Below are 24,617 nucleotides of genomic sequence, written 5' to 3'. Positions count from 1 at the left end.
GCTGCGCGCCTTTCTTCATTTGCACCGTGAGGCTTTCAACGTGTTCGTCAAAGCGCTTCGTGTAGGCCTCGGCCAACTGGTTATTTTCGCCGATTTCATTACCCGCCCGGGCAAGCAGAAACGCCCCGCCGCTGTTCAGGCTGAAGTCGACGCGGCCGCGAAAGATCTTACGCTGTATCAGTTCCACGCCTGCCCGTTCTGCGTGAAAACCCGCCGCGCCCTGCATCGCTTGAACGTGCCGGTAGCGTTGAAAGACGCGAAGAACAACGCGCAGGATCGCCAGACGTTGCTCGAACAGGGCGGCAAAATCAAAGTGCCTTGCCTGCGTATCGAAGAGAATGGGCAGACCACCTGGATGTATGAATCCAAGGTGATCATTGATTATCTGGATAAGCGGTTTGCTGCTGTCTGACATTTCCGGGGAATGCCGTAAGCGCTATCGCGAGCAGGCTCACTCCTACAGGGGGACGCTTTCCAACTGTAGGAGTGAGCCTGCTCGCGATGAGGCCATTACAGGCCCCCATAATCTCAGACAAAAAACCGGTCCTTGAGCCGTTTTATTTAGATTCACGCCGCCCTCTCCAGCTGCGCCCGCCGCACCACCGCCGCCAACCGCCTCAACCCCTCATCCAGCCGCGCCGGATCGATGTGACTGAAATTCAGGCGCAAATGCCCATGATGCTTGTCCGGTTCGGGAAAAAACGGCTCACCCGGCATGAACGCGACATCATTGGCCAAGGCCTCATTGAGCAAAGTGCGCGTATCCAGCGGTTGCTTCAGCGTCAGCCAGAAAAACAACCCGCCCTGGGGCATGTTCCAGTGAGCCAGATCGGCGAAATGGTTTTCCAGCGCCAACTGAAACGCATCGCGCCGCTGTCGATAGAAATCACGCAATTGGCTTAAATGCTGCTGATACTTCTCTGAGCCGATCCATTGCAACGCTTGCCATTGACCGATGCGATTGGTGTGCAGATCCGCTGATTGCTTGAGTTTGAGCAGGTGCGGAAACAGATCCGGACTGGCAATCAGATAACCGACCCGCAGACCCGGGAGCAAGGTTTTCGACACGGTGCCGGTGTAGATCCAGCTGGCCTTTGTCAGGCGCGCAGCAATCGGCCTGGCAGTGCCGCCATCGAAGGTCAGCTCGCGATACGGCTCGTCTTCGATCAGGGTCACGCCGAATTCGTCGAGCAATGCGGCAACCGCGGCACGTTTGGTCTGGCTGTAGCGCACGGCGGATGGATTCTGGAAAGTCGGGATCAGGTAGATAAACGCCGGGCGATGCTGTTCCAGACGACTGCGCAGCTGCGCCAGGTTCGGGCCGTCGGCTTCCTGCGCCACGGTCAGGCAATCGGCGCCAAACAGCTGGAAGATCTGCAACGCGGCCAGATAGGTCGGCGCCTCCAGCAGAATCTCCGTGCCTTCGTCGATGTAAAGCTTGGCTGCCAGATCCAGGGTTTGCTGCGAGCCGCTGACCACCAGCACCTGACTCGCCTGGCATTCAAGGCCTAGCGCCCTCGCCTCTGCCGCCAACGCCTCGCGCAAGGCCGGCTCGCCTTCGCTCATGCCGTACTGGCCCAGCGAGATCGGCATCTCGGCCCACTCCACTTTTGGCAACATCGCCTCAGCCGGCAAACCGCCAGCGAACGACATCACTTCCGGCCGCTGGGCCGCCGCAAGGATTTCTCGGATCAAAGAACTTTTCAGGCGTGAGGCACGTTCGGAAAAAGCCATGGAGGTCACCGTAGCGAGGCATGCGAAAAATGAGTCAAACTGGTTGACTGAAACTACGACAGCTTGAGCGAGTACGTCAACATGCTTGACCTTAAAAATCCCGCCAGTCAGCAACAGGCCATGGAAGCTTTTTTCTTCGGCTACCAGGCGTTCACGGCCAAGGCTGATGAAATGCTCGAGCGCCGCGGCCTCTCGAGGGTGCATCAGCGAATCGTATTTTTCATCGCGCGCTATCCGAACCTGAGCGTGAAGGAGTTGCTGGCTTTACTCGGCGTGAGCAAACAGGCGTTGAACATGCCGCTGCGCCAGTTGCAGGAGATGCATCTGGTCGACAGCGTCGCTTCGCAGACCGACAAGCGTAAGCGGCTGTTGGAGCTGACTGCGGAAGGTTCCAGGTTCGAACAGACGCTGCGCCGGGAACAGGTGAAGTTGCTGGAGCGGGTGTTTGCCGATGCTGGCGAAGCGGCGGTGAGCGGCTGGCTGGCGGTGAATCTGGCCTTGGGGGGCAGTCTGACCAGTCTTGACTGAATCAACTGGCGCTTCGCGAGCAAGCTCGCTCCCACAGGGGAACGCACTTTAAATGTGGGAGCGAGCTTGCTCGCGAAGGCGTCCGAACAGGCGATATATCGCTATCGATGGAATTTTCGAAAACAAAACAAAAAACAATATTTGCTTTATTTGTACACAAAAGCATAATCCACTGCGTGCGAGTTCCTGACTACACGGTCAACAAATTCGCGTATGCCTCAAAGGGCCGCTGCCACCCCTCATGGGTCCGGCCCTGGAAATAACAATAAAACTCTTGAGGAGTACTCGCTGTGGAAAGCCGCAAATCCGAAGCCCCGCCGCTCGAGCTCACGCCGCCATTACGCAATGGCCTGCTGGAGCGTCTGTTCAAACTCAGCTTGCATGGCACCACGGTGAAGACCGAGCTGATTGCCGGTCTGACAACCTTCATCACCATGGCTTACATCATCTTCGTCAACCCGAACATCATGGCCGATGCGGGCATCGATCACGGTGCGGCCTTTGTCGCCACCTGTATCGCCGCCGCGCTGGGCTGTCTTTTGATGGGCCTCTACGCCAACTGGCCGGTCGGCCTCGCGCCGGGCATGGGCCTCAATGCGTTCTTCACCTACACCGTGGTCGGCACCATGGGTTACAACTGGGAAACCGCTCTCGGCGCGGTATTTATCTCGGGTGTGCTGTTCATGTTCCTGACCTTTTCGCGGATACGCGAATGGCTGCTCAACAGCATTCCGGTCAGCCTGCGCTTTGCGATGGGCGCCGGCGTCGGGTTGTTCCTTGGCCTGATCGGTCTGAAGACTGCCGGTATCGTTGTCGACAGCCCGGCCACGCTGATCAAACTCGGTTCCCTGCGCGAACCCGGCCCGCTGCTCGCCGCGATCTGCTTTCTGATGATCGCGATCCTCAGCTACCACCGCGTGTTCGGTGCAATCCTGATCAGCATCATCACCGTAACCCTCGCCGGTTGGGGTCTGGGCCTGGTGCACTACGAGGGCATCATGTCCGCGCCGCCAAGCCTGGCGCCGACCTGGATGGCGATGAACGTCGCCGGCGTGTTCAACGTCAGCATGATCAGCGTGGTGCTCGCCTTTCTCTTCGTGCACATGTTCGACACCGCCGGCACGCTCATGGGCGTGGCTCAGCGCGCCAACCTCGTCGCCGCTGACGGTCGCATCGAGAACCTTTCCCGAGCCATGAAGGCCGATAGCGCATCCAGCGTATTCGGTGCCGTGGTCGGCGTTCCGCCTGTGACAAGCTACGTGGAGAGTGCCGCCGGCGTGGCCGCTGGTGGTCGGACTGGTCTTACCGCCGTCACCGTGGGTGTGCTATTTATAGCCGCAATGTTCTTCGCACCGCTGGCTGGCATGATTCCCGCTTACGCCACCGCTGGTGCACTGATCTATGTGGCAATGCTGATGATGGGCGGCATGGCCCACATCGAATGGGACGAAGCGACCGACGCCATCCCGGCGATTGTCACGGCGATCATGATGCCGCTGACCTTCTCGGTCGCCGACGGCATCGCGCTGGGCTTCATCACCTATGTGGCGTTGAAGGCCGGCACCGGCAAGTACAAGGAAATCTCCGTGAGCCTGTGGGTGCTCTGCGCGATCTTCATCGCCAAGTTCATCTTCCTGTAAGCGCTGCGCGGTTCAGACTTCCAACCAGCCTCACCCTTGCGGGTGGGGCTTTTGTGCATCTCGATAACAACAAAGGAGCAAAGCGATGAGTCTGGAAACCTGGCTGCTGTTCAGCGGTGCTGCACTGGTGGTGATCCTGATCCCGGGACCGCTGTCGTTGCTGATGATCAGCAACAGTCTGAATTACGGTTTACGCCGGTCGTACCCGGCATTCCTCGGTGGGGTGATTGCCTCAATCTGCCTGCTCAGCGCATCGGCACTGGGGCTTGGCGCTCTGTTGCTGGCCTCCGAACAGCTGTTCAGCGCATTGAAAATCGTCGGTGCGCTGTACCTGTTCTATCTCGCCTGGCAGAGCTGGCAGCAATCGCGTCAGCCTTCGGTGGGCGCCGAAGTGCCTCAAGCCGCACCGGTGCCACGCTTTCGCACACTTTTTGGGCGCGCCTTCGTGCTGGGCGCCAGCAATCCGAAAGACATCCTGTTCTTCGCCGCGTTTCTCCCGCAATTTCTCAGCGCGCAGCAGCCCTTTCTGCCGCAGTTGCTGATCATGATCGCGACCTGGGTGGTGCTCGATCTGTGCTGCAAACTGGCCTACGGCCTGGGCGCCCATGGTGCCGCGCGATATTTGCGCAGTGGGAAGGGACAGAGCTGGTTCAACCGGATCAGTGCCGGATTGTTTGGTGGTGCTGGCGCTGCATCGCTGCTCAGTAGTCATTAAGTATTATTCGGTAAACCATCCCGCCTGAACGGAATCACGTCGGGATGGTGCTGTTTTTACAAATTAAGCCCGGCGCGCCACCGTGTAATCATTGACATGCAATACACGGCAACAACCACTTCGTGTACAGCGTTCGAAAGAGCGCCGTAAGATCCGCTTCGATTCAAAATACAATCTGCCTGGACAAGGAAGTTCCAATGGCCACTTTGATACGCGAAGCTTCAGTACAAACTGATCCTGCAATAAATCCCAACAACCAGAAAGTTACCGATACGGTCGTCGTCACAGATATGCGCTTCGAGACCAACGAGCGCACAGCCTCAACTATCGACCTTCCCGAAACAACACAGACTTCGGGCCAGCTCAAGTTTGCCGACGAAGTATTCGGCCCTTTGCGAATTGGCGACATTTCGATAACCCGAGTGGCGCTGGACAGGTTGGGAGCAACCGTCGACAACCAGCCGTTGAATGGTCGAAACACCTTCAGCCGAGTGCTCAAACGCTCCTTTATCAACGCACTGCAATTTGATCTCGAGAAAGTCGAACACGCGATTAAAACCGCCACCGGTAAAGACAGTTACCTGTTGCCGACGCTGCTTTTTGAAATGGCCAGTCAGCGCCCGGTGACCGCGCCTGCCCTGTTCAACGCGCGCAGTGCCAATGAGAGCGACCCGGGCCATTACGGCCGCAAGCTGGTGAAACTTGCGAATGCAACGCAGGCACTCGACCTGCAGCATGTGCATCTGCCCAAACACCATCCACGCTGGAAGACATTGACCAAAAGCTACGCAACGCTCGGTTCGAGCGTAGGTATCCAGGGTTTCGGCCTGTTCATGGGCCTGCGGGGAGTAGTCGATGCGATCAAGACCGATAACCGCGAGGAAATTGCGCTAAACAGTACGGGCATCGCTTCGGAACTCGGCTCGATCGCTGTCGATGTTGCCGTCAGCAAGATTGCCACTCAGATGCTCACGGCCGGGCAACATGCCTACCGGGACTTTGCCAGGACACGAATGGCGCTCAGACTGGGGCGCTCGGGGGGGCTGGTCGGTGGCGCGCTGACGTTGCCCTTCGATATCTACACCGCGGTACGGTCCATGAATGCCGCCGAGAACGCGACGGGCAAGGAAGCGATGGATCACTACGTCAGCGCCGGTCTGAGTATTACCAGCGCGGCCATGACCGTGATCCTCGGCGCTGCGGCGATGGCCGGATTCTCATTCGCCGGCCCGGTCGGACTGGCTGCCGGTGCGATTCTTGCCATCGGCTCGCAGGTTTACGGCGCGGTGCGCATCGTTGACGACATCGACGACTATATCGAGCTCACCCTCGATGAGCGGTGGCGCACCGGATGGTTTGCGTTCTGTATGAAGGATATCGATCAGGACATCCAGGACCGCTATGCCAAGGCCAAGACCTTGCTGCAGCACTCCGCCCAATTGAAAACGACTGCAAGGCGACTGCTCGATGGCCCTCTCAAGGACAGCACCGAAGCCATCGTCAATGGCCAGTTCGAAGTCCGCCTGAGGCCAACCCGGGTCTGGAAGCGAAACTGGTGGACCAAACAGGATGCCTGGGAATCGATACATGTCCCTGAAACAGTCGGCATTGACGACACCATCGATGCGCGCGAAGGCGTAACAAAAGACACGCCCGGTGCGCAATTGGGGATTGCGGCAGACAACAAGAGCGTTCTATGGCTGCTTTCCGAAGGCCGCGACTCGATCAGGGGGGTCGAAAAAAAACCGAATGTCTTTCATTACAAGTCAGGAAAAAAAGACCTGACCGGGGGTGAGAAAGACGATCAATTCGTGTTCGACAATGCGGCGGACTTCCTCAAACAAGGCACGGACGCCACGGAGTATTCGACACTGCGAGGCGGCGAAGGCAACGACACACTGGTACTCGGCGGCCATTACTCCAATTACCGCACGGATAAAAGCGGCTATGACGTCGACTTGCTGGCCGGTACGCTCCAGATCATTTCGAACGACCAGTCTGCCGAACAGGGCAAGAAACATGTCCTGCACAGCCTGATAGACAGCATTGAAAACGTCGAAACCGTCGAACACGCCGCAAGCGTCGTGACCGGCACAGCACAAGCCAACATTATCAAGGGGCGCGGTAGCGACGTAATCGAAGCAGGCGCCGGGGATGACCAGATCTACCTGTCGCACAAGGATGCTCAGGCATCCGGCGAGGCGGGTGCCGATCAGTACTTCATTGCTCACGTAGAGGGGCACTTCTCGATATTCGAAGATGGCAAACAGCCCAGTTACATCGTACTCAACTGGAAGAAAGAGCTGATTGAATCATGGCAAGTCAAGGGCAACGACTTGATCGTGACGTCCGGATTCGAATTTCATGACATTCCCAAGAACATATTGAGCATTCATGATGTTTACGAACAAAACGCCGATATTCGAAGCCTGATCAATAAGAACCTGACGTTCATCACCAGCGACGGCTACCAATTCCAACTTGATCTGCCAGAGACAATCACCGAGGAGCACACAGAGGCTTTTTCCGAAATCTTTATCAAACTCGGCCAGCCGCAAAGACCCATCATCGTTTACGCAGATGAATGCTGGATCAGACATCAGCAGGAAGCGAGTTACTACCTGCCGCGCTCCAGCAACATGACCACTTTCTACTCGGTACTTCGGTCTGGAATAGTCAGCAAAATCTATCTGGACTACGACAGTGATGAACTGACAAAAGCCGAGGCGCATTTTTTTGCAGTCAAACCTGAATCCTATCGGCTGACAGCAGGTTGCCATCTCGTTTATCACTTCGGCGAGAAACGTATCAAGTTGAATTATTTCGCCGCCGCCCGTAATGAAGATGGTCACGACAATCTGACTAAAATCCTGCGCACCATGGCGGTCCGGCCGTTTTTTCGTTATGTACTGATCTTCAGGGACGGAGTTGCCTTGAATGCCGGCCTCACGGATGAAACCGCTGCCCTCCCGGGCTTTTCCGATTACTCCGTGCCAAGGGAATGGATCACTCCGATGACCCTGCCCCTCGCCGTTCGCTCTCGGCGTTACAGTTATGCGTTGCCGGAAAACCAGGCCTACGAAATGGGCAATCGACAGTGCTGTGCCACACTTACCGCCCTGACCATGCAGACCGGGATGGAAAGCCTCATAGGTGAAGGCTCGACGTATCTGATTCATCTGGCTGCCGACACGACCATCAAACTCTCGACACCGGGCGCACTCGCCGAGGCAAGCGTGCGGCTCGCGCATTCATCAACGTGGGAACTCGACGCGACGCAACTCGGCACGGTCGATATCAGACTCGCCGACAACCGTTTATCCATCGGCACCTGCACTGTTCATCTACCGGTGTATGAAAGCGAGGACTTGATCGATCAGATCCGCGTCATCACTGCGAACGGAATCGTGCATACGGTCGATCTGGTGTTTGACCAGGTCTATGCGGATGGCCTGGATGCACGATTCTTTGAAGCGCCCGATGCTTCGAAACCGGTGCCCGCAGCACTCGCTTCAATGGCCAATGATGTGGTCAAGGTCAGGAACGCTGAATGGATTGTCGATGAGACAGCTGCGCTGAGTTACAACTTCGCCGCCTACGGTTGGGTGCTGCGTGCCGACAACTCACGCATTGAAGCCTCCGAGCTGCGAATGACGAATCGCTGCAGTCACCAATCCGGCATCTTCTTGCCTATGCCGCAGATCACTCCGTCCGCGTAACGACCAGAATTTATACCGATTCCTCTTGCGAACGTTGCGTTCAGCCAAGCGCCTGCACGCGCCTGCGTTTTCACTTTATGAGTATTTCAGAATGGCCAAACCACCCAAAAAAGTGTCTGTCACGACAAAAACCGACATGCACGACACCTCAGGTCCAGGTTCACCAACGCGCAGCATCAGCGTCGGGCTGCACATGCCCGACGCCCTGTTACGGGGTATTGAGCCGACACCACTCAGCCGTGGCCCGGATATCCCGGCAGCGCGCGATAGCACGCCCGCAGTGAGCATTCACGAGATGCCGCCAGCAGTGGAGAATTTCAGCGCGACTCGCAGCGCGACCGCTTGGCCGCAAGAGCGATTTCACGAGCTGGTTCCCGCGCCGGACAACGACGGACTGTTCACCGGTCCGGATCAGCGAACGTACGCACAAGTCGCTGGCGAAGGACAGTTTTTGGTCGAACAGGATCAGCGCGGCAACTACCATTTGCCGCTGACCTTTGCTCCCGGAGTCCACGGCCTTGCTCTGGTTCGCAACGAAGGACAGCCGAGCTGGCGCATCCAGCGCCCTGACAGGCAACCGATCCGGCCCGCTTCGACTGACTCGGCCCGTCCCACCTACCTGAAACCAGAGGATGCCAACAGGCTGACCAGACCCGAGCTGGCGACTGATGGCATTCGCTACAACAAGTTCAAGCAGACCTTTGTCACCACGGTAGCGGGCACTGTGATGGTGCGCAAAAACAAGGCCGGCGAATATCAGCAGGCCTTTGCATCGAGCCAGGAGGCGCCTGACATTTTTTTTGAGCAGATCGAAGGAACCGTGTTCTGGCGACAAAAAACTTCGAACACAAAGCCCAACGAAACCCCCTCGTCGAGCCAGGAGCCAGTCGGCCAGGCCGACGAGCCGATCGCCGGCCCGAGCAAACGGCCACGGCTGGAACCGGCCGTCTCGGCAACGGCAACCGTTCACGATCAGCAGACCCCGTACTTCTGGCTCTCATGGGGCTACTTGAACAAGCCTGCAGGGATCGAGTCGGTGCAGCTTGGCTGGTTGCATTATTCCATCGTGCCGGTGGGCTCAAACCCCGCGCCCAAAGTGTATTTCCTGCGTCACCCGGAGTTTGTGCCGACACACTTTGAGGCCTTCGAAAACATGCTGGTCAACGCTCCCGGGCTGCAGCCGGTGGCAACATTCCGACTTGGCAGCGATCCTGGCGAAATACATCCGGGGAAACGTTTTTTTGAAGAGCCGATAACCCAGTCTGTTGCTCGCGCTTTCCCGGATTTTTCTGCTGCCACTGCACGTGCTGTCGCCAGACGGTTGTTTGAGCTGGCGGATCATTCGCCGACCATTACCGGCACCGGGTTGGTGAATATCCAGGCCACGCTGCATCAGTGGCAGCAAAGACCACTCTCCACGGCGCCGGCACTGGCCGATCCGATAAGCATGCTGGCCGTGGCGCCCGACATCGACCTCGGCGGTAAAAGGCTGATCCCGATGCCTTCCCAGGGAGACGGCGAGTTGCAACGACTGACCTTCGATCCGCAGCGTTTTCCCTTTGCCTGGAACCACTACAAAACCTATCCCTCAGACCTCAACCTGAGGCGCCTGCTCGGCTCCTTGCTGGTAACCAGCGGCTACGAGATTTTCCCGCTGACGTATGAACATCGCATGCCAACACTGGTGTTCAAAAGAGCCCGTCAGGAGCAGATTTTCTTTCTCAAACTGGGGACGATCGATCAGGCGGGCCTGACTCATGTGCCCGGTAATGAACTGACCGAACCGAGCACGCCTGCCCGGATCGGTCAGGACGCCTTCAAGGCTCTCACTGAGGCCGCCGCGCAAAACAAAGTGGTGTGGCTGATCGGCGGAGTGTTGAAGGTGGCCGGCAAGCCTGACTCGGTATTCATCATCCGCGAGCGCTAAGCGATGGCCGGATGCTCTGATTGACGGACTTGAGGGCATCTTGAGGCAATAAAAAAGCCCGCAGTGTGAGCGGGCGAAAGACCAAAGAAGCTATATGCGCAGTCGCTTCCCGGTGAGGGCAGCTGCTTGGGGGTCAGCTGCCCCGGTACGTGGAATAGCTGTAAGGCGAAATCAGCAGGGGCACGTGGTAGTGCTCCTGCTCGGCGCAGATGCCGAAACGCAGCACCACCACATCGAGAAACGCCGGCTCGGGCAGTTGCACGCCACGTGCGCGGTAGTAATCGCCGGCATGGAACTGCACCTGATAAACGCCGCTGCGGTAATCGTCACCCTGCAGCAACGGTGCATCGACCCGGCCATCGCTGTTGGTAATCGCACTGGCGACCAATTCCAGGTGCGATCCTTCAACGCGGTACAGCTCGACCTTGATCGAGCTGCCCGGGCAACCGTGTGCAGCGTCCAAAACGTGTGTTGTCAAACGTCCCATTGATTCTGCGCGCCTGGCCGCAACAAGCAGTCAGACTTCGCGCCTCCCGAAGTCAGTTAAAAAAGGAGACCGCACCGTTTCGGAGCACGAAACACTGCGGCGAGCGACTGATTAAGACACTTTTTAAAAAAATTGTACACAATAAAAACGACATTTTTCGCTTCACCCCCGCCATCCGGGTGTTTATCGCCAGTTCGCAGGCAAAGCGCCTGATCATTGAACCTTCTATTCATTAGCTGACTGGTCAGGCAGGTTTCTTGCAGGCTTGAACCATTAGCAGCAAAAGATGACGGCCGGTGAAAAATGCGAAAATTCAGGCTTACAAAATGTAAATAAAGTTGTATACAATCAGCCCATCGCTGTGACGCCAGCCTGCCAGGCCGCCACACCAATCTGTCAACGTACAAGAAGGAAGACTGCAGTGAGCGCTGACTACCCACGCGACCTGATCGGTTACGGCAGTAACCCTCCTCACCCACACTGGCCGGGCAATGCCCGGATCGCCCTGTCCTTCGTGCTCAATTACGAGGAAGGTGGCGAGCGTAATATTCTGCACGGCGACAAGGAGTCCGAAGCCTTTCTGTCTGAAATGGTCGCTGCTCAGCCGCTGCAAGGCGCGCGCAACATGAGCATGGAATCGCTTTACGAGTATGGCAGCCGTGCCGGCGTCTGGCGGATTCTGAAACTGTTCAAGGAATTCGATATTCCGCTGACCATCTTCGCCGTGGCCATGGCCGCCCAGCGTCACCCGGACGTGATCCGTGCGATGGTCGAGGCCGGCCACGAAATCTGCAGCCACGGTTACCGCTGGATCGACTACCAGTACATGGACGAAGCGCAGGAGCGCGAGCACATGCTCGAAGCGATCCGCATCCTCACCGAACTGACCGGTGAACGTCCGTTGGGCTGGTACACCGGTCGCACCGGGCCGAATACCCGTCGCCTGGTCATGGAAGAAGGCGGTTTCCTCTACGACTGCGATACCTACGACGATGACCTGCCCTACTGGGAACCGAACAACCCGACCGGCAAGCCACATCTGGTGATCCCGTACACCCTCGACACCAACGACATGCGCTTCACGCAAGTGCAGGGCTTCAACAAGGGTGACGATTTTTTCGAATACCTCAAAGACGCGTTCGACGTGCTCTACGCCGAAGGTGCCGAAGCGCCGAAAATGCTCTCGATCGGTCTGCACTGCCGCCTGATCGGCCGCCCCGGTCGCCTCGCTTCGCTCAAGCGCTTTATCGAATACGCCAAAAGTCATGAACAGGTGTGGTTCAGCCGTCGCGTCGACATCGCGCGCCACTGGCAAGAAACCCACCCGTACCAAGGGACTGCAAAATGAGCCGCTTTCAAACCCTGCAACCGTCGACCCTGAGCCGCGACGCTTTCGTCAACGCTTTCGCCGACATCTATGAACACTCGCCATGGGTGGCCGAAAAGGCCTACGACCTCGGTGCCGATGCTTCGATCGACGAGATCGAAACCCTGCACCAGCGCATGAGCGACATCCTGTTGAGCGCCGATCATGCCAGCCAACTGGCGCTGATCAACGCTCACCCGGACCTGGCCGGCAAAGCCGCCGTCCAGGGCCAGCTTACCGCGGCCAGTACTGAAGAACAGTCGGGCGCGGGGATTCACCAATGCACGGCCGAAGAGTTCCAGCGCTTCACCGAGCTGAACGACGCCTACAAAGCCAAGTTCAAGTTTCCCTTCATCATGGCGGTAAAAGGCAGCAACCGGCATCAGATCCTCGCGGCGTTCGAAACGCGCATCAACAATTCGGTGGAAGCCGAGTTCAAATGCGCGCTGGCGGAGATCAACAAGATTGCCCTGTTCCGTTTACTGACTCTTTAGCGAGCCTGGCCCGAGAAACCTCTAGAACGCTTGTGTTTCCCAGGGCCCTGCAAGCATCCCCAGCCACTAATTCAAAGGCAGACAAGAAGAATGAAAGCTTACGCCGTACCTTTCGAAAAATACGTCAACCTGGCCGACGCCCGTCTGGGCACCAAGATCATTTCGGTCACCGATGACTGGTTCGCAGACGCCAATCGTCTGTTTCAGCCGACCCCGGCCGTATGGAAGGAGGGCGTGTTCGATGACAACGGCAAGTGGATGGACGGCTGGGAGTCGCGCCGCAAGCGCTTCGAAGGTTACGACAGCGCGGTGATCCGTCTGGGCGTACCGGGCTCGATCAAAGGCGTGGACATCGACACTTCATTCTTCACCGGCAACTACCCGCCATCGGCCTCGCTGGAAGCCTGCTTCCTGGCGTCGGGCGAGCCGGATGAGAACACTCAGTGGACCGAAGTGCTGTCGGCCGTCGAGCTGCAGGGCAACAGCCACCACTACCACGAAATCAGCAACGACCAGGCCTTCAGCCACCTGCGCTTCAACATCTACCCGGACGGCGGCGTCGCGCGTCTGCGTGTGTACGGCATTCCGTTCCGCGACTGGTCGGCCGTGGGTGACAACGAGCAAGTCGATCTCGCCGCAGCCCTCAATGGTGGCCGCGCCCTCGCCTGCTCCGACGAACACTTCGGCCGCATGAGCAACATCCTCAACCCGGGTCGTGGCATCAACATGGGCGACGGCTGGGAAACTGCGCGTCGTCGCACCCCGGGCAATGACTGGGTGATCGTCGCCCTGGGTCATCCGGGCGAGATCGAGAAGATCGTCGTCGACACCCTACACTTCAAAGGCAACTACCCGGACACCTGCTCGATCCAGGGCGCGTTCGTCAAGGGCGGCACCGACAGCCAGATCGAAACCCAGTCGCTGTTCTGGCGCGAACTGCTGCCAAGCCAGAAGCTGGAAATGCACGCCGAACACACCTTCGTCGAGCAGATCAAGGCGCTCGGCCCGATCACCCACATCCGCCTGAACGTGTTCCCGGATGGTGGTGTGAGTCGCCTGCGCGTTTTGGGCAAGGTCGCGAAGTAATGCTGAGTCTGTAGGAGCTGCCGCAGGCTGCGATCTTTTGATCTTAAAAACAAAATCAAAAGATCGCAGGCTTCGCCAGCCCCTACAGGGATTGCGCAAGACGCACTGGCAAGTTGAACAACACAGAATTCTGGATAAGAAGAACAGCATGCGCACACTGACGATTGAACCGCTGACCAAAGAAGCCTTCGCCCCTTTCGGTGACGTGATCGAAACCGACGGCAGCGATCACTTCATGATCAACAACGGTTCGACCATGCGCTTCCACAAACTGGCGACGGTCGAAACCGCTACGCCTGAGGACAACGCAATCATCAGCATCTTCCGCGCCGACGCGCAGGACATGCCGCTGACCGTTTGCATGCTGGAACGCCATCCGCTGGGCAGCCAGGCTTTCATTCCGCTGCTCGGCAACCCCTTTCTGATCGTGGTCGCGCCAGTTGGCGATGAACCTGTATCAGGCTTGGTCCGCGCCTTCGTCACCAACGGCAGGCAGGGCATCAATTACCATCGCGGCGTCTGGCACCACCCGGTGCTGACGATCGAAAAGCGGGATGACTTCCTGGTGGTTGATCGCAGTGGCACAGGCAATAACTGCGATGAGCATTTTTTCAAAGAGGATGAGCGTCTGATCCTCGCCCCCCACCAATAAGAGAAGGTCTGATCACTCGACAACAAGAGTGACAGGCGAGAGGTAAAGACTGTGGAAGCACATCTGTTGGAATGGCTGAACCTGAGCGTGCGCTGGGTTCACATGATCACTGGCGTGGCCTGGATCGGCGCGTCGTTCTACTTCGTCTGGCTGGAGAACAACCTCAACCGCGTCAATCCGAAAACCGGTCTGGCCGGTGATCTGTGGGCGATCCACGGCGGCGGCATCTACCACCTGGAAAAATACAAACTGGCCCCGCCGTCCATGCCGGACAACCTGCACTGGTTCAAGTGGGAGGCCTACTTCACCTGGATGTCGGGGATCGCGCTGCTCTGCGTGGTGTTCTACTCCAACCCGGTGCTCTACCTCGTCGCACCCGGCAGCGGCCTCAGCGGTCCTGAAGGCGTGGCCATCGGTATCGGCTCGCTGATCGTTGGCTGGTTCGTCTACGACTTCCTCTGCGATTCGGCCCTGGGCAAGAAGCCCGCCCTGCTCGGCTTCATCCTGTTCGTGCTGATCATTGCCGCGGCCTATGGCTTCAGCAAAGTGTTCAGCGGTCGCGGTGCGTACCTGCACGTCGGCGCGATCATCGGCACCATCATGGTCGGCAACGTGTTCCGCATCATCATGCCGGCGCAACGGGCACTGGTCGCGGCGATCGCCGAGAACCGCACGCCGGATCCGGCACTGCCGGCCAAAGGTCTGCTGCGTTCGCGGCACAACAACTACTTCACCCTGCCGGTGCTGTTCATCATGATCAGCAATCACTTCCCGAGCACTTACGGCAGCCAGTACAACTGGTTGATCCTGGCCGGGATCGCGGTGTTGGCAGTGTTGGTGCGTCACTACTTCAACACCCGTCACGACAGCCACAAGTTTGCCTGGACCCTTCCGGTGGCAGCGGTGGGCATGATCAGTCTGGCCTACGTCACCGGCCCGACGCCGATGTCGACGGCACCTGAAGTGGCCAAGGCGCCAGCCAAAATCGAATACCAACCGCTGCCGGAAACGGCACTGGGCGGTGGCGCGAAACCGGCCGAAGCTGCGCAACCTGAGGCACCCGCAGCTCCTGCAACAGCCCCGGCGCAAGCCTCGAATGCCGGCCCCGGTTTCGACAAAGTGCACAACGTGATTCAAGAGCGTTGCACGGTGTGCCATTCGTCCAAGCCAACCAGCCCGCTGTTCAGCGCTGCCCCGGCCGGTGTGATGTTCGACACCCCCGAGCAGATCCGCCAGAACGCCGCGCGCATTCAGGCGCAAGCCATCACCACACAGATCATGCCACTGGGCAACATCACCCACATGACCCAGCAGGAACGTGACCTGATCGGTGCATGGATTGCCCAGGGAGCACAGACCAACTAAGCAACAAAGCTTCGCGAGCAGGCTCGCTCCCACAAGGACACCTTCAATTCCTGTGGGAGCGAACTTGCTCGCGAAAGCGGTGGGTCAGACACATTGATGTTGAGTGAAACGGCGCCTTCGCGAGCAAGCTCGCTCCCACAGGCTCCCCTGATGCAAAGAAACAGCTGCAAGCAACCCGGCAGCTGTTAATCACAAGAATAAAAAAGATCCGAGGTGTTGCATGTCCGAGCTGTCCAAAGCGCGCATCCCCGACGCACCCGCCATTCAGCGTTTGCCCCTTTTGCAACTGATCCTGGTCGGTCTGCAACATGTTCTGCTGATGTACGGCGGTGCCATCGCGGTGCCGCTGATCATTGGACAGGCCGCTGGCCTGAGTCGTGAAGAAATCGCCTTCCTGATCAACGCCGATCTGCTGGTCGCCGGCATCGCCACCATCGTGCAGTCGCTCGGCATCGGCCCGATGGGCATTCGCATGCCAGTGATGATGGGCGCCAGTTTCGCCGCGGTCGGCAGCATGGTCGCCATGGCCGGCATGCCCGGTATCGGTCTGCAAGGCATCTTCGGTGCGACGATCGCCGCCGGTTTCTTCGGCATGCTGATCGCGCCGTTCATGTCCAAGGTCGTGCGTTTCTTCCCGCCGCTGGTGACCGGCACGGTCATTACCTCGATCGGTTTATCGCTGTTCCCCGTGGCCGTGAACTGGGCCGGTGGCGGTGTCGACGCCGCACAATTCGGTTCGCCGATTTATCTGGCCATCGCCGCACTGGTGCTGGCCACTATCCTCTTGGTTCACCGCTTCATGCGCGGATTCTGGGTGAACATTTCCGTGCTGATCGGCATGTGCCTGGGCTACGTATTGTGCGGCGTGATCGGCATGGTCGACCTCAGTGGCATGGCCAGCGCGCCGTGGACTCAGTTCGTCACCCCGCTGCATTTCGGCATGCCCAAGTTCGAGCTGGCACCGATTCTGTCGATGTGCCTGGTAGTGGTGATCATCTTCGTCGAGTCCACCGGGATGTTCCTCGCGCTGGGCAAGATCACCGGCCAGGAAGTCTGTCCGCGCATGCTCCGTCGCGGCTTGCTGTGCGACGCCGGCGCGTCGTTCTTCGCCGGTTTCTTCAACACCTTCACCCACTCCTCGTTCGCGCAGAACATCGGCCTGGTGCAGATGACCGGCGTGCGCTGCCGTTCGGTGACCATCGTCGCCGGCGGTCTGCTAATCGTCCTCAGCCTGCTGCCGAAAGCGGCGTTTCTGGTGGCGTCGATTCCACCAGCGGTGCTCGGCGGCGCAGCGATTGCGATGTTCGGCATGGTCGCTGCCACTGGCATCAAGATCCTGCAAGAGGCCGACATCGGTGACCGGCGCAATCAGCTGCTGGTCGCGGTGAGCATCGGCATGGGCTTGATCCCGGTGGTGCGTCCGGAATTCTTCGCCCATCTGCCGATGTGGATGAGCCCGATTACCCACAGCGGCATCGCCATGGCCACCCTCAGCGCGCTGACCCTGAACCTGCTGTTCAACATCCTCGGCGGCAAGGAGCGTGCGGCGATCAACGATTGCCATGCGCACTGACAGCCACACACGAAATCTCATGTGGGAGCGAGCTTGCTCGCGAAGAGGCCTGGTCAGTCACCATCACTGTTGAATGACACACCGCTTTCGCGAGCAAGCTCGCTCCCACAGGAGCACCCGTGATCCTGCCTCAAACAATAAAAACAAGAGGGAGCAACAGATGATCCGCACGCAAACCAGCGTTGTGTTGGGTAGCGGCCTGCTGGCTGCCAGTCAGGCAATGGCCGGCGACCTGCTGCTGTGGCAGAGCAACAGCCTCAGTTACCTGTACGGCAAGAACTTCGCGATCAACCCGTCGTACCAGCAGACAGTCACTTTCGAGCACGCCGACAAGTGGAAGTACGGCGACAACTTTCTGTTCGTCGACAAGATCTTCTACAACGGCAAGGAAGATGCGAACAAAGGCCCGCACACCTTCTACGGCGAGTTCACCCCGCGCCTGTCCTTCGGCAAGATCCTCGACCGCAAGCTCGAGTTCGGCCCGATCAAGGACGTGCTGCTGGCGATGACCTACGAGTACGGCGAAGGCGAAAGCGAGGCCTACCTGATCGGCCCCGGCTTCGATCTGAAAGTGCCCGGTTTCAACTACGTCACGCTGAACATTTTCCGCCGCCACACCGAAGGCGCGCGCCCCGGCGATGGCGTCTGGCAGATTACCCCCGCGTGGTCCTGGAGCTTCCCGCTGGGCAATTCCGATGTGCTGATCGACGGCTACCTCGACTGGGTCGTCGACAACGACGAGAACTCGCGCGGCACCTACCACGCCAACCTGCACATCAACCCGCAGATCAAATATGACCTCGGCAAAGCCCTGGGCTGGAGCCAGAAACAGCTGTACGTCGGCACCGAGTACAGCTACTGGAAGAACAAGTACGGCATCGAGAACAGCCACTCGTTCGATACCAACCAGAACACTGCCAGCCTGCTGCTTAAGGTGCACTTCTGAGATGGCCCGCAACCGTGCGCCATGCCTGTCGTCGGTGCTCTGTTGCGGGGCACTTGAGCGTTGGCCAAGGAGTCAGTATTCTCCGCGGCCTTCCGAATCCGGTCTAAAAAAAAGCCCGGATTCAATTTCTGACCGAAAAGCCAACTTATCCCGGCCACGGTCAGTTCTGAGGCCCCCGAAAACACGCTCGATCGACTGTTTTTCAGCAGCCGAACGGCGTTTTTTTGTTTTTCGAAAAGCCTTGGCGCAGCTCTTGCTAACAGCAATGAAGCTGACCGATCGGATGACTTTTTCAGCAACGAAAAAAAGGCGCCACACCAGAGCGCCGAACTTAAAAAAATAATGTGCAACACCTACTTTGGGAGCAACCGAATGAAACGCATGTGCACCAGCCTGATGCTGGCCGGATCGATGTTCGCCGGCGGCCAGGCGATGGCCGAAGGCCTGCTGCAGTGGCAGAACAACAGCCTGACCTACCTGTATGGCAAGGACTTCCAGGTCAACCCGCGCATTCAGCAGACCGTGACTTTCGAACACGCCGATGCGTGGACGTACGGGGATAATTTCTTCTTCTTCGACAAGATCTTCTACAACGGTGGCAAGGACTTCAGCAACGGTCCGAATACCTACTACGGTGAGTTCAGCCCACGCATCTCGCTGGGCAAGGTGCTCGACCAGAAGATCGAGTTCGGCCCGATCAAAGACGTCCTGCTGGCGATGACCTACGAGTTCGGTGAAGGCGATACCGAGGCCTACCTGATCGGTCCGGGTTTCGACCTGGCGATCCCGGGCTTCGACTACTTCCAGCTGAACTTCTATCAGCGTCACACCCAGGGCGCACGCGCCGGTGACAATGTCTGGCAGATCACCCCGGTGTGGTCCTACACCATCCCGGTCGGCAAGTCGGACATCCTGATCGATGGCTTCATGGACTGGGTGGTCGACAACGACTCCAACTCCAAGGGCGACTACCACGCCAACCTGCACTTCAACCCGCAGGTCAAATACGACTTGGGCAAGGCGCTGAATTTCGGCGAGAAGCAGTTGTATGTCGGTGTCGAATACGACTATTGGTCGGACAAGTACGGGATCAAGGACAGCCAGTACTTCAAGACCGACCAGAGCACCACGAGCTTCCTGGTGAAGTTCCACTTCTGACCCGGCGGTGTCCGTATGGACGCCTTCGCGAGCAAGCTCGCTCCCACATTTGACCGAGTTCCAATGTGGGAGCGAGCTTGCTCGCGAATGGGCTCAACGCAGATTTCAGGCGGGAACCACCGCTTCGGATATCCGCAAAAACCGGCACAGCTCCTCGCGCTTGGCCAGCGCATCCCGCCGCCCCAACTCAATCAACTCGCTGCAATAGCCCGCCTCGAACAGCAGATAACTGAGCACCCCCGCCCCGCTCGTTTTCGTCGCCCCCGGCCCGCGCAAAAACAGGCGCAACGCCGCCGGTAACTCCTGGCGATGGCGTGCGGCGATTTCATCGATCGGCTGACTCGGCGCAATCACCAGCACCTCCACCGGCGCCACACCCAAAGCCCGGGTCGGCGTACCGTCCGGGAGCAAATGACTGAACTGATTGAGCCGTTGCAACAATTCGATGTCGCTCTCGAGGCTGTCAATGAACGTGCTGTTGAGCATGTGCCCGCCGATCTGCGCCAGCGTCGGTTGCTGGCCGCTGTAGGCGCGCTCCAGCGGCTGCTGCGGATCGACGCCGCGCGGGTTGCCGCTGACGCCCACCACCAGCACGCGACTGGCACCCAGATGCAGCGCGGGACTGATCGGCGCCGACTGGCGCACCGCGCCATCGCCGAAATATTCCTCAGCGATTTTCACCGGCGCGAACAACAGCGGAATCGCCGAACTGGCCAACAGGTGATCGACCGACAGTTGCGTCGGCACGCCAATGCGGCGATGCCGCAGCCAGGCGTCGATGGTCCCGCCACCCTGATAGAACGTCACGGCTTGCCCCGACTCGTAGCCGAACGCGGTCACCGCCACCGCCTGTAATTGCTTGCGTGCGATGGATTCGGCGATGCCGGGCAGGTGCAGTTTTTCCTCGAGCAGTTCGCGCAGCGGCGAACTGTTGAGCAGCGCCACTGGCATTTGCCGACCGAGGCCGAGCAGGCTGTGGCTGACGAAACGGCTGGCTTGATGGATCACTCCAGGCCAGTCGCTGCGCAATACGCGGTGGCTGCGAAAGCCTTGCCAGAACTGGGTCAGGCGTTCGATGGCAGCGCGAAAGTCCGTGGCGCCACTGGCCAGGCTGACCGCATTGATCGCCCCGGCCGAGGTGCCGACGATCACCGGAAACGGATTGTCCGCGCCCTCTGGAAGCAACTCGGCAATCGCCGCCAGCACCCCGACCTGATACGCCGCCCGAGCCCCGCCGCCGGAAAGAATCAAACCTGTGACCGGTTCAGCAGGACTCATCGCAACACTCCAGAGTGCTTGTCAGTACGGGTGAATCAACGACGCTTGGGATAAAGCTTCGGCTCGCCCGGCGGGCGGCTCTTGAAGCGTCGATGCGCCCACAGATATTGCTCGGGGCACGCGCGCAATGCGCTTTCGACCCATTGATTGATCCTGATGCAATCGGCCTCTTCGCTCTCGCCGGGAAAATCCTCCAGTGGCGGATGAATCACCAGGCGATAACCACTACCGTCAGCCAGACGTTCTTGAGTGAACGGCACCACCAGTGCTTTGCCCAGGCGAGCAAACTTGGTCGTCGCGGTGACGGTGGCGGCCTGGATGCCGAACAGCGGCACGAAGATGCTTTGCTTGGCGCCGTAGTCCTGATCCGGTGCGTACCAGATCGCCCGGCCCGAGCGCAGCAGCTTGAGCATGCCGCGTACGTCGTCGCGCTCCACGGCCAGCGAATCGAGGTTGTGCCGCTCGCGGCCACGGCGCTGGACGAAGTCGAACAACGGATTTTTGTGCTCGCGGTACATGCCGTCGATGGTGTGCTGCTGGCCAAGCAGGGCCGCGCCGATTTCCAGGGTGGTGAAATGCGCAGCCATGAGAATCACGCCTTTGCCTTCGCGCTGGGCCTTCTGCAAATGCTCCAGGCCTTCGACATGAGCCAGTTTCGCCAGTCGCTCTCGGGACCACCACCAGCTCATCGCCATTTCGAAAAAGGCGATCCCGGTGGAGGCGAAGTTTTCCTTGAGCAGGCGTTTGCGTTCGGCGGCGGATTTTTCCGGAAAGCACAATTCCAGATTGCGCCGGGCGATGGTCCGCCGGTCACTGGCGACGCGATACATCAACGCGCCCAAAACTCGACCGATGGTCAGCAGCGCCGGATACGGCAACTGCACGATCAGCCACAAAAGCCCCAGGCCGCACCAGAGCGGCCAGAAGCGCGGAGCAAGATATGCTTTTCGAAAACGCGGGCGATCCATTAAAGCTTCCGTAAATACAGTGGCCGCGCATTCTACATCGTTCGACGCGGCTTGCGGCTCGCGGGCGTTCTCGTTATAAGTCTCGGCACTTTTAGTGACAAGCCGTTGTATGCCGACATGAGCCAAACCGACCCGTTAGACCAAGATCCCGTATTCCAGCTCAAGGGCAGCATGCTGGCCATCACCGTGCTGGAACTGGCCCGTAACGACCTCGAAAGCCTCGATCGGCAATTGGCCGCCAAAGTCGCCCAGGCGCCGAACTTTTTCAGCAATGCACCGCTGGTTCTGGCACTCGACAAACTGCCGCCGAACCAGGGCGCGGTTGACCTGCCGGGGCTGATGCGCGTCTGCCGTCAGCACGGCCTGCGCACCCTGGCGATTCGTGCCAGCCGCATCGAAGACATCGCCGCCGCCATCGCCATCGACATTCCCGTGCTGCCGCCCTCCGGTGCCCGCGAGCGCCCATTGGAAACGCCGGAAGTCGAGGTCAAAAAGAAGCCGGAAAAACCGCCTGAGCCGACCGTCAAACCGACCCGCGTAATCACCACGCCAGTACGTGGTGGCCAACAGATCTATGCCCAGGGTGGCGATCTGGTGGTGGTGTCCTCGGTCAGTCCGGGGGCGGAACTTCTCGCCGATGGCAACATCCATGTATACGGCCCGATGCGCGGCCGCGCACTCGCCGGCGTCAAAGGTGACACCAAGGCACGGATTTTCTGTCAGCAATTGAGCGCTGAACTGATCTCCATCGCCGGTCATTACAAGGTCTCCGAGGATTTGCGTCGCGATCCGATGTGGGGCTCGGGCGTCCAGGTCAGCCTGTCGGGCGACGTGTTGAACATCATTCGGCTTTAACGGATACTGCCGCATTTTCCAAGCATCTCTAAAACGTAGCGAAAACGGCTCAAACGAAGTAGGAAAAAGGCCCAAAGCCAAATTCCAGCCAAGGCTGTCCGACTGCAGTAGTTTTCAAGAGATGTTTTTCAGGGGCTGAACAGTCCTTCTTCCTTAGGGGTGAAACACCTTGGCCAAGATTCTCGTGGTTACATCCGGCAAGGGTGGTGTGGGTAAGACCACCACCAGCGCCGCTATCGGTACCGGTCTCGCTCTGCGCGGCCACAAAACAGTGATCGTCGACTTCGACGTGGGCTTGCGTAACCTCGACCTGATCATGGGTTGCGAACGCCGCGTGGTGTATGACTTCGTCAACGTGGTCAACGGCGAAGCCAACCTGCAACAGGCGCTGATCAAAGACAAGCGCCTGGAAAACCTCTACGTACTGGCGGCCAGCCAGACCCGCGACAAAGACGCGCTGACCGTCGAAGGCGTGGAAAAAGTCCTGATGGAGCTCAAGGAACAATTCGAGTTCGTCGTCTGCGATTCCCCGGCGGGCATCGAGAAAGGTGCGCACCTGGCCATGTACTTCGCCGATGAAGCGATAGTCGTGACCAACCCGGAAGTCTCCTCGGTACGTGACTCGGACCGCATGCTCGGCCTGCTGGCCAGCAAATCGCGCCGCGCCGAACGTGGCGAAGACCCGATCAAGGAACACCTGCTGATCACCCGCTACCACCCGGAGCGCGTTGAAAAGGGCGAGATGCTCGGCGTTGAAGACGTCAAGGAAATCCTCTCGGTAACCCTGCTCGGCGTCATCCCGGAATCCCAGGCAGTGCTCAAGGCTTCCAACCAGGGCGTGCCGGTGATTCTCGATGACCAGAGCGATGCCGGTCAGGCTTACAGCGATACCGTCGACCGCCTGCTGGGCAAAGAAAAAGCCCACCGATTCCTCGATGTCGAGAAGAAGGGATTCTTCGAGCGCCTGTTTGGAGGTAGGTAATGAACCTTTTTGACTTCTTTCGTGCCAACAAAAAGCCAAGTACCGCCTCGGTAGCGAAAGAGCGTCTACAGATCATCGTGGCGCATGAGCGCGGCCAGCGCAGCACGCCGGATTACCTGCCAGCCTTGCAAAAGGAACTGGTCGACGTGATCCGCAAGTACGTCAACATCGGCAACGACGACGTACACGTTGCGCTGGAAAGCCAGGGCAGTTGCTCGATTCTGGAACTCAACATTACTCTGCCCGATCGCTGAGTCGATCCGGCAGGTACGACGGCGGTTCAGGGCCATTCCCCAGTGGAATGGTCCTGAACCGCCGTTGGCATTTGTTACGAGGCTGTTTTAATGCCGCTGTCCAACATCCGCATCATCCATCAGGACGCCGCCGTACTGGTGGTCGACAAACCGACGTTGCTGCTCTCGGTGCCCGGTCGCGCCGACGACAACAAGGATTGCCTGATTACCCGTTTGCAGGAAAACGGCTACCCGGAAGCGCGCATCGTCCATCGCCTGGACTGGGAAACCTCCGGCATCATTCTGCTGGCCCGTGATGCCGACACCCATCGCGAGCTGTCGCGGCAGTTTCACGACCGTGAAACCGAAAAGGCCTACACCGCTCTGGCCTGGGGTCAGCCGGAACTCGACAGCGGCAGCATCGACCTGCCCCTGCGCTACGACCCACCGACCAAGCCACGGCATGTGGTCGATCATGAATTCGGCAAACATGCGCTGACGTTCTGGAAGGTTCTGGAACGTTGCGGCGACTGGTGCCGTGTCGAGCTGACACCGATCACCGGACGTTCGCATCAGTTGCGCGTGCACATGCTGTCGATCGGTCATCCGCTGCTCGGCGACGGGCTCTACGCCCACGAGCAGGCGCTGGCGGCATGGCCACGCCTGTGCTTGCACGCGAGCATGCTCAGCTTCACCCATCCGCAAACCGGCGAACGCCTGCGCTTCGAGTGCCCGGCGCCGTTCTGACAGGGCCCCGCCGACCCTGTAGGAGCTGCCGAAGGCTGCGATCTTTTGATTTTATAAACAGCAAGATCAAAAGATCGCAGCCTTCGGCAGCTCCTACAGAGGTCCAGTGCAGATTCAATTCCCCGGCCAATACGTTAAACTCCCGCCCATTGCTGTCTGGAGTT

Annotated in this window: 22 protein-coding genes; 18 read left to right on the top strand and 4 right to left on the bottom strand. The window is 58.9% G+C overall.

All coding sequences use genetic code 11. The features are described 5' to 3' along the window. The first annotated feature begins 40 nt into the window (after positions 1–40). Positions 41–412, top strand: a complete 372-nt coding sequence (locus tag AC0Z4S_RS25260) for a glutathione S-transferase N-terminal domain-containing protein (RefSeq protein ID WP_485624990.1) — start codon at positions 41–43, stop codon at positions 410–412. 155 nt (positions 413–567) lie between these two features. On the opposite strand, the gene AC0Z4S_RS25255 is transcribed toward AC0Z4S_RS25260, so the two are convergent. Next, complete coding sequence (locus tag AC0Z4S_RS25255; RefSeq protein WP_485624989.1) at positions 568–1,734, bottom strand: aminotransferase-like domain-containing protein; 1,167 nt, start codon at positions 1,732–1,734, stop codon at positions 568–570. An 81-nt stretch (positions 1,735–1,815) separates the two neighbouring features. Between AC0Z4S_RS25255 and AC0Z4S_RS25250 the strand changes: the two genes are divergently transcribed. From AC0Z4S_RS25250 to AC0Z4S_RS25230, 5 genes are all read left to right on the top strand, one after another. Next, positions 1,816–2,262: a MarR family winged helix-turn-helix transcriptional regulator gene (locus tag AC0Z4S_RS25250; RefSeq protein ID WP_485624988.1), complete on the top strand. Its 447-nt coding sequence runs from the start codon at positions 1,816–1,818 to the stop codon at positions 2,260–2,262. Positions 2,263–2,552: 290 nt separating this feature from the next. After that, positions 2,553–3,902, top strand: a complete 1,350-nt coding sequence (locus tag AC0Z4S_RS25245) for an NCS2 family permease (protein WP_122699022.1) — start codon at positions 2,553–2,555, stop codon at positions 3,900–3,902. A gap of 85 nt (positions 3,903–3,987) precedes the next feature. Further along, positions 3,988–4,617: a LysE family translocator gene (locus AC0Z4S_RS25240; RefSeq protein WP_485624987.1), complete on the top strand. Its 630-nt coding sequence runs from the start codon at positions 3,988–3,990 to the stop codon at positions 4,615–4,617. 197 nt (positions 4,618–4,814) lie between these two features. Then, a complete protein-coding gene (locus AC0Z4S_RS25235; protein WP_485624986.1) occupies positions 4,815–8,336 on the top strand; it encodes a calcium-binding protein in 3,522 nt (1,173 codons plus the stop codon). A 91-nt stretch (positions 8,337–8,427) separates the two neighbouring features. After that, positions 8,428–10,263, top strand: a complete 1,836-nt coding sequence (locus AC0Z4S_RS25230) for a hypothetical protein (protein WP_485624985.1) — start codon at positions 8,428–8,430, stop codon at positions 10,261–10,263. Positions 10,264–10,396: 133 nt separating this feature from the next. Here AC0Z4S_RS25230 and uraH read toward each other — a convergent pair whose 3' ends face one another. Further along, a complete protein-coding gene (gene uraH, locus AC0Z4S_RS25225; RefSeq protein WP_485624984.1) occupies positions 10,397–10,750 on the bottom strand; it encodes a hydroxyisourate hydrolase in 354 nt (117 codons plus the stop codon). A gap of 421 nt (positions 10,751–11,171) precedes the next feature. On the opposite strand from uraH, the gene puuE reads away from it, so the two are divergent. The 8 genes from puuE (at position 11,172) to AC0Z4S_RS25185 (ending at position 19,390) form a co-directional block, all read left to right on the top strand. Further along, positions 11,172–12,098 (top strand): allantoinase PuuE, encoded by a 927-nt coding sequence (gene puuE / locus AC0Z4S_RS25220; RefSeq protein WP_024012213.1) that lies wholly within the window; start codon positions 11,172–11,174, stop codon positions 12,096–12,098. After that, positions 12,095–12,610 carry a 2-oxo-4-hydroxy-4-carboxy-5-ureidoimidazoline decarboxylase gene (gene uraD / locus AC0Z4S_RS25215; RefSeq protein WP_485624983.1) on the top strand — a complete coding sequence of 172 codons (516 nt, stop codon included), beginning with the start codon at positions 12,095–12,097 and terminating at the stop codon, positions 12,608–12,610. The genes puuE and uraD overlap by 4 nt, the downstream gene beginning before the upstream one ends. A 90-nt stretch (positions 12,611–12,700) precedes the next feature. Further along, positions 12,701–13,696 (top strand): allantoicase, encoded by a 996-nt coding sequence (alc, locus tag AC0Z4S_RS25210; protein ID WP_042608506.1) that lies wholly within the window; start codon positions 12,701–12,703, stop codon positions 13,694–13,696. 148 nt (positions 13,697–13,844) lie between these two features. After that, entirely contained in the window at positions 13,845–14,348 is a 504-nt protein-coding gene (locus AC0Z4S_RS25205; RefSeq protein WP_016773758.1) for an ureidoglycolate lyase, read from the top strand. Positions 14,349–14,399: 51 nt separating this feature from the next. Beyond that, a complete protein-coding gene (locus AC0Z4S_RS25200; protein WP_485624982.1) occupies positions 14,400–15,713 on the top strand; it encodes a urate hydroxylase PuuD in 1,314 nt (437 codons plus the stop codon). A 220-nt stretch (positions 15,714–15,933) separates the two neighbouring features. Next, positions 15,934–17,286, top strand: coding sequence for a nucleobase:cation symporter-2 family protein (locus tag AC0Z4S_RS25195; protein WP_485624981.1), 1,353 nt, complete (start codon positions 15,934–15,936; stop codon positions 17,284–17,286). A 160-nt stretch (positions 17,287–17,446) separates the two neighbouring features. Then, the gene (locus tag AC0Z4S_RS25190) at positions 17,447–18,232 is read left to right on the top strand and encodes an outer membrane protein OmpK (protein ID WP_485624980.1); all 786 of its coding nucleotides are present in this window, start codon (positions 17,447–17,449) and stop codon (positions 18,230–18,232) included. Between the two features lie 372 nt (positions 18,233–18,604). Then, positions 18,605–19,390 (top strand): outer membrane protein OmpK, encoded by a 786-nt coding sequence (locus tag AC0Z4S_RS25185; protein WP_485624979.1) that lies wholly within the window; start codon positions 18,605–18,607, stop codon positions 19,388–19,390. Positions 19,391–19,495: 105 nt separating this feature from the next. Here the strand turns inward: AC0Z4S_RS25185 and AC0Z4S_RS25180 are convergent, their stop codons facing one another. Both AC0Z4S_RS25180 and AC0Z4S_RS25175 read right to left on the bottom strand, forming a co-directional pair. Continuing rightward, the gene (locus tag AC0Z4S_RS25180; protein WP_485624978.1) at positions 19,496–20,668 is read right to left on the bottom strand and encodes a patatin-like phospholipase family protein; all 1,173 of its coding nucleotides are present in this window, start codon (positions 20,666–20,668) and stop codon (positions 19,496–19,498) included. 35 nt (positions 20,669–20,703) lie between these two features. Beyond that, positions 20,704–21,636 carry a lipid A biosynthesis lauroyl acyltransferase gene (locus AC0Z4S_RS25175; RefSeq protein WP_041479319.1) on the bottom strand — a complete coding sequence of 311 codons (933 nt, stop codon included), beginning with the start codon at positions 21,634–21,636 and terminating at the stop codon, positions 20,704–20,706. A 117-nt stretch (positions 21,637–21,753) separates the two neighbouring features. Here AC0Z4S_RS25175 and minC point away from each other — a divergent pair, with 117 nt between their 5' ends. The 4 genes from minC (at position 21,754) to AC0Z4S_RS25155 (ending at position 24,453) form a co-directional block, all read left to right on the top strand. Continuing rightward, complete coding sequence (gene minC / locus AC0Z4S_RS25170) at positions 21,754–22,491, top strand: septum site-determining protein MinC (RefSeq protein WP_038861964.1); 738 nt, start codon at positions 21,754–21,756, stop codon at positions 22,489–22,491. Positions 22,492–22,660: 169 nt separating this feature from the next. Beyond that, a complete protein-coding gene (gene minD, locus AC0Z4S_RS25165) occupies positions 22,661–23,473 on the top strand; it encodes a septum site-determining protein MinD (protein ID WP_007913953.1) in 813 nt (270 codons plus the stop codon). Next, positions 23,473–23,727, top strand: a complete 255-nt coding sequence (gene minE / locus AC0Z4S_RS25160) for a cell division topological specificity factor MinE (RefSeq protein ID WP_003223146.1) — start codon at positions 23,473–23,475, stop codon at positions 23,725–23,727. The genes minD and minE overlap by 1 nt, the downstream gene beginning before the upstream one ends. 90 nt (positions 23,728–23,817) lie before the next feature. After that, positions 23,818–24,453, top strand: coding sequence for an RluA family pseudouridine synthase (locus tag AC0Z4S_RS25155; protein ID WP_039763788.1), 636 nt, complete (start codon positions 23,818–23,820; stop codon positions 24,451–24,453). The last annotated feature ends 164 nt before the right edge of the window (positions 24,454–24,617 follow it).

Source organism: Pseudomonas sp. 1L-B-1-E-C1, from assembly GCF_057291835.1.
This window is presented reverse-complemented; position numbering and strand designations above follow the sequence as displayed.

What these genes read in the sequence shown, in the direction of transcription:
- AC0Z4S_RS25255 (WP_485624989.1), bottom strand. Translation starts at nt 1,734, where the DNA reads ATGGCTTTTTCCGAACGTGCCTCACGCCTGAAAAGTTCTTTGATCCGA.
- AC0Z4S_RS25250 (WP_485624988.1), top strand. Translation starts at nt 1,816, where the DNA reads ATGCTTGACCTTAAAAATCCCGCCAGTCAGCAACAGGCCATGGAAGCT.
- AC0Z4S_RS25240 (WP_485624987.1), top strand. Translation starts at nt 3,988, where the DNA reads ATGAGTCTGGAAACCTGGCTGCTGTTCAGCGGTGCTGCACTGGTGGTG.
- AC0Z4S_RS25235 (WP_485624986.1), top strand. Translation starts at nt 4,815, where the DNA reads ATGGCCACTTTGATACGCGAAGCTTCAGTACAAACTGATCCTGCAATA.
- AC0Z4S_RS25230 (WP_485624985.1), top strand. Translation starts at nt 8,428, where the DNA reads ATGGCCAAACCACCCAAAAAAGTGTCTGTCACGACAAAAACCGACATG.
- uraH (WP_485624984.1), bottom strand. Translation starts at nt 10,750, where the DNA reads ATGGGACGTTTGACAACACACGTTTTGGACGCTGCACACGGTTGCCCG.
- uraD (WP_485624983.1), top strand. Translation starts at nt 12,095, where the DNA reads ATGAGCCGCTTTCAAACCCTGCAACCGTCGACCCTGAGCCGCGACGCT.
- alc (WP_042608506.1), top strand. Translation starts at nt 12,701, where the DNA reads ATGAAAGCTTACGCCGTACCTTTCGAAAAATACGTCAACCTGGCCGAC.
- AC0Z4S_RS25205 (WP_016773758.1), top strand. Translation starts at nt 13,845, where the DNA reads ATGCGCACACTGACGATTGAACCGCTGACCAAAGAAGCCTTCGCCCCT.
- AC0Z4S_RS25195 (WP_485624981.1), top strand. Translation starts at nt 15,934, where the DNA reads ATGTCCGAGCTGTCCAAAGCGCGCATCCCCGACGCACCCGCCATTCAG.
- AC0Z4S_RS25190 (WP_485624980.1), top strand. Translation starts at nt 17,447, where the DNA reads ATGATCCGCACGCAAACCAGCGTTGTGTTGGGTAGCGGCCTGCTGGCT.
- AC0Z4S_RS25185 (WP_485624979.1), top strand. Translation starts at nt 18,605, where the DNA reads ATGAAACGCATGTGCACCAGCCTGATGCTGGCCGGATCGATGTTCGCC.
- AC0Z4S_RS25180 (WP_485624978.1), bottom strand. Translation starts at nt 20,668, where the DNA reads ATGAGTCCTGCTGAACCGGTCACAGGTTTGATTCTTTCCGGCGGCGGG.
- AC0Z4S_RS25175 (WP_041479319.1), bottom strand. Translation starts at nt 21,636, where the DNA reads ATGGATCGCCCGCGTTTTCGAAAAGCATATCTTGCTCCGCGCTTCTGG.
- minC (WP_038861964.1), top strand. Translation starts at nt 21,754, where the DNA reads ATGAGCCAAACCGACCCGTTAGACCAAGATCCCGTATTCCAGCTCAAG.
- minE (WP_003223146.1), top strand. Translation starts at nt 23,473, where the DNA reads ATGAACCTTTTTGACTTCTTTCGTGCCAACAAAAAGCCAAGTACCGCC.
- AC0Z4S_RS25155 (WP_039763788.1), top strand. Translation starts at nt 23,818, where the DNA reads ATGCCGCTGTCCAACATCCGCATCATCCATCAGGACGCCGCCGTACTG.